At 72.6% G+C, this 4,358-nt stretch carries 4 protein-coding genes and 1 pseudogene; 3 read left to right on the top strand and 2 right to left on the bottom strand.

The features are described 5' to 3' along the window. Together VF612_RS06050 and upp are read right to left on the bottom strand one after the other, a co-directional pair. Window positions 1–677 (bottom strand): annotated as a pseudogene (locus VF612_RS06050) (hypothetical protein); the annotation flags it as partial. A 192-nt stretch (window positions 678–869) separates the two neighbouring features. After that, on the bottom strand, window positions 870–1,493 hold the full coding sequence (gene upp / locus VF612_RS06045) for a uracil phosphoribosyltransferase (protein ID WP_408658952.1): 624 nt from the start codon (window positions 1,491–1,493) through the stop codon (window positions 870–872). Window positions 1,494–1,628: 135 nt separating this feature from the next. Between upp and deoC the strand changes: the two genes are divergently transcribed. From deoC to VF612_RS06030, 3 genes are all read left to right on the top strand, one after another. Then, a complete protein-coding gene (deoC, locus tag VF612_RS06040) occupies window positions 1,629–2,555 on the top strand; it encodes a deoxyribose-phosphate aldolase (protein ID WP_408658953.1) in 927 nt (308 codons plus the stop codon). Between the two features lie 8 nt (window positions 2,556–2,563). Next, entirely contained in the window at window positions 2,564–4,069 is a 1,506-nt protein-coding gene (locus tag VF612_RS06035; protein WP_408658951.1) for an aldehyde dehydrogenase family protein, read from the top strand. Beyond that, window positions 4,070–4,358: aldehyde dehydrogenase family protein (locus tag VF612_RS06030; RefSeq protein WP_408658950.1), on the top strand; the 289-nt coding region annotated here is incomplete at its 3' end.

The following is a 4,358-nucleotide window of genomic DNA, read 5'->3' as shown; positions in this document are numbered from 1 at the left end:
ATGCCGCCTCCGGAGGTGATGGCGACCGCGGGCGCCAACGCCGCGGTGAAGGTGTCGGGATCGATGACGAGGTACAGGTCGCTGCCGCCGGTCCCGGCCCCGGCCTGCACGACGGCGAACTGGTAGGCCAGCCGCTCGCTGGCCGGGTCGTACCCGCTGACCCGGACCACCGCGTTGCCCAGCGGAGCACTGCTCGACGGCGAGGGCGTCGGCGACGGGCTGCTGGCCGGGCCGGACGGCGTCGCGCTCGGGCCGGCGCTGCGGACCGGCGGACGGCTGGTCGCCGTCGAGGCCGGAGCGGGCAGCGCAGCGCTGGTCGGGACGGGCGCCACGGCTGCCGGAGGCGGGCTGCTCGGGCGCGCGACGGTGACCAGGCCGGCAGCGGTCGGCGCTACGGGCGTGGCCCGGTGGTGGTGGCGCACCGGGGGGCGCCGGGCGGCGAGGGTCTGCTGGGTGCTGCTGGCCGAGGACACCGGCTGGCCGGGCCGGGCCGGGGTGTCACTGGACCCGATCGCCGAGGCGGTGATCATGGTGGCCGCGGCTGCCGCGACTGCCACCGAACCGCCGACCGCGGCGAGCAGCATGCCGCCGCCGAGCACGAACGGGCCGAGAACCACCCGCCGGATGGGCACCAATCGGGCCACCCCGCGGCGTTCTCGCGGAACCTCTTCGAACATGCAGCGAACTCCTGACGGCCGGCGCGGCTGCGCTCTACCGACTAAGACGTCTTTGCCGGTGGAAACGTTGCACTGGGCAACGGCAGTCGAGCCGGATGTGATTCCTCAGTTATATGTCCAGGCTGAGGAGGGGTTAAACCTCTCACCTGATACAGAGTCGCCGCAACCGCTTAACGGAGCCCGAATAGCCGGTTAACGGGGCCCGAATTGCCGGTCTCCGGCGTCCCCGAGCCCGGGCACGATGTAGGCGTCGGCGTTCAGGCCCTCATCGACGCTGGCGGTGAACAGCCGCCCCGCCAGGCCGCTGCGCTCGACCGCCGCTATCCCCTCCGGAGCGGCCAGCGCGCAGATCACCGTGATGTCGCTTGCCCCGCGCGTGGCGAGCAGCTCGCAACAATGCACCAGCGAGCCGCCGGTGGCCAGCATCGGATCCAGCAGCAGCACCGGCCGGCCCGCCAGCGAGTCCGGCAGCGAGGCCATGTACGCGGCCGGCAGATGGGTCTGCTCGTCCCGGGCCAGGCCGACGAAGCCCATCTGCGATTCGGGCAGCAGGTTGAACGCCGCTTCGGCCATGCCGAGACCTGCTCGCAGCACCGGCACCAGCAGCGGCGGGTTGGCCAGCGTGGTGCCCAGGGTCGGGCCGACCGGCGTCTGGATCGGCACCTGGACCACCGGCAGCTCCCGGGTTGCCTCATAGACCAGCAGCGTCGCCAGCTCGCGCAACGCCGCCCGGAACTCGGGGTTGCTGCTGGTCTCGTTCCGCATGACGGACAGGCGGGTTCGCACGATCGGATGGTCCACCACGACGGTCTGCACGCCAGGAGCCTAGCGGCGCATCCCGGCGGCGGACGCGACCGGCGGCGTCCACGACCTAGACTGACGGCCGTGAGTGTCACCTTCAGCCAGCCGAGCGCCGTCAGCCTCGGCGCGGCCAGCCCGGTCGCGTCCGCCCTGGCCGACGCCGGCCGCGACGACGCCTCGCTGCGCCGGTTCCTGCACGGCCTGCCGGGCGTCGACCAGGTCGGCGCCGAGGCCCGCGCCGCGGCGCTGGCCACCCGGAGCATCAAGACCACCGCCAAGGCCTGGGCGATCGACACGGCGATCCGGATGGTCGACCTGACCACCCTGGAGGGCTCCGACACCCCGGGCAGGGTTCGCTCGCTGTGCGGCAAGGCGGTCCGTCCGGACCCCTCGGATGCCAGCGTTCCGTCGGTGGCCGCGGTCTGCGTCTATCCCGACATGGTGCCGGTCGCGGTCCACGCGCTGCGCGGCTCCGGGGTGCAGGTCGCCTCGGTGGCCACCGCGTTCCCGTCCGGCCGGGCCGCGCTGGCGACCAAGCTGGTCGACGTCGCCGAAGCGGTGGCAGCCGGCGCCGCCGAGATCGACATGGTGATCGACCGGGGGGCGTTCCTGGCCGGGCACTACCTGAAGGTCTTCGAGGAGATCGTGGCGGTCAAGCAGGCGTGCGGTAACGCTCACCTGAAGGTGATCCTGGAGACCGGCGAGCTCGTCACCCTGGACGCGGTCCGCCGGGCGTCCTGGCTGGCGCTGCTGGCCGGTGGCGACTTCATCAAGACCTCGACCGGCAAGGTGACCCCGGCCGCGACGCCGCCGGTGGCGCTGGTTCTGCTGCAGGCCGTCCGGGACTTCGCGGCGCGCACCGGGCAGGTGCGCGGGGTGAAGCTGGCCGGCGGGATCCGCACCACCAAGGAGGCGATCCGCTACCTGGTGATGGTCAACGAGGTGGCCGGACAGCGGTGGCTTGACCCGCGGACGTTCCGGTTCGGCGCGTCCTCGCTGCTCAACGACCTGCTGCTGCAGCGGCACAAGCTCAGCACCGGCGCCTACGACGGCCCCGACTACGTCTCGATCGACTGAGGCCGGCGATGGCAACGACCGAGCCGCCCGCCGGCGCCCCGCAGCCGGCAGGGCTGACCACCGGAAGGACTGACGTGACCGCGTTCGAGTACGCCCCGGCCCCGGAATCGCGCGCGATCGCCCGGCTCAAGCCCTCGTACGGCATCTACGTCGACGGCGAGTTCCGCGACGGCCGCGGCGAGGCGGTCAAGACCATCAACCCGGCGACCGAGGAGCCCCTGGCCGAGATCGCCGAGGCCAACGAGGCCGACGTCGCCGACGCGGTGGCCGCCGCCCGGCGTGCCTATGAGGGCAGCTGGTCGCGGCTGCCGGGCTCCGAGCGCGCCAAGTACCTGTTCCGGATCGCCCGGGCCATCCAGGAGCGTGGCCGCGAGCTGGCGGTGCTGGAATCGCTGGACAACGGCAAGCCGATCAAGGAATCCCGCGACGTCGACATCCCCAACGCCGCCGCGCACTTCTTCTACTACGCCGGCTGGGCCGACAAGCTCGGCTACGCCGGCTACGGCCCGAACCCGCGCCCGGTCGGGGTGGCCGGCCAGATCATTCCGTGGAACTTCCCGCTGCTGATGGCAGCCTGGAAGATCGCTCCGGCGCTGGCCACCGGCAACACCGTGGTGCTCAAGCCCGCCGAGACCACGCCGCTGACCGCGCTGACGCTGGCCGAGATCATCGCCGAGTGCGACCTGCCGCCGGGCGTGGTGAACGTGCTGGCCGGCGGCCCGGCGGTCGGGCAGGCGCTGGTCGAGCAGCCCGGGGTGGACAAGCTCGCCTTCACCGGCTCGACGGCGGTCGGCAAGGAGCTGCAGCGCTCGGTCGCCGTCTCGGGCAAGCGGCTGTCGCTGGAGCTGGGTGGCAAGGCCGCGAACATCGTCTTCGACGACGCCGCCATCGACCAGGCGGTCGAGGGGATCGTCACCGGGATCTTCTTCAACCAGGGCCATGTGTGCTGCGCGGGCTCGCGGTTGCTGGTGCAGGAATCGGTGCACGACGAGGTCGTCGCGGCCCTGCAGGAACGCTTGCAGACGCTGCGGCTGGGTGATCCGCTGGACAAGAACACCGACATCGGCGCGATCAACTCCGCGGTCCAGCTGGCCCGGGTCCGGGAGCTGGCCGACGTCGGCGAGGCCGAGGGCGCCACCCGCTGGTCGCCGGCCTGCATCCTGCCCGACCGGGGGTTCTGGTTCCCGCCGACGGTGTTCACCGGCGCCAGCCAGGCCAGCCGGATCGCCCAGGAGGAGATCTTCGGGCCGGTGCTGACGGTGCTGACCTTCCGGACGCCGCAGGAGGCCGTCGACAAGGCCAACAACACCCCGTACGGGCTCTCGGCCGGGATCTGGACGGAGAAGGGCTCGCGCATCCTGTGGATGGCCAACCGGCTGCGGGCCGGGGTGGTCTGGGCCAACACGTTCAACCGGTTCGACCCGACCTCCCCGTTCGGCGGCTACACCGAGTCCGGCTTCGGACGTGAAGGCGGGCGCCATGGCCTCGCCGCCTACCTCGAGAGCGAGGCCTGAGTGCCCAGCAAGCCAGCCGCCGGCGAGCCCGCTCAGCGCCTCGCCGTCCGCAAGACCTACAAGCTCTACATCGGCGGCGCGTTCCCCCGGTCGGAGTCCGGGCGCTCCTACCCGGTCAGCGATCCGACCGGCCGGCTGCTCGCGCACGCCGCGCAGGCGTCCCGCAAGGACGTCCGCGACGCGGTGACGGCGGCCCGCAAGGCGTTCGCCGGCTGGTCCGGGGCCACCGCCTACAACCGCGGCCAGGTGCTCTACCGCGTCGCGGAGGTCATGGAGGGCCGGCACGCGC

The sequence above is a fragment of the Jatrophihabitans sp. genome, assembly GCF_036388195.1.
GTDB lineage: Bacteria > Actinomycetota > Actinomycetes > Mycobacteriales > Jatrophihabitantaceae > Jatrophihabitans_A.
The sequence above is the reverse complement of the archived record's forward strand: the minus strand, read 5'-3'. Positions and strand labels throughout refer to the sequence as shown.

Coding starts and splice junctions, on each gene's coding strand:
- VF612_RS06035 (WP_408658951.1), top strand. CDS start 2,564: ATGGCAACGACCGAGCCGCCCGCCGGCGCCCCGCAGCCGGCAGGGCTG.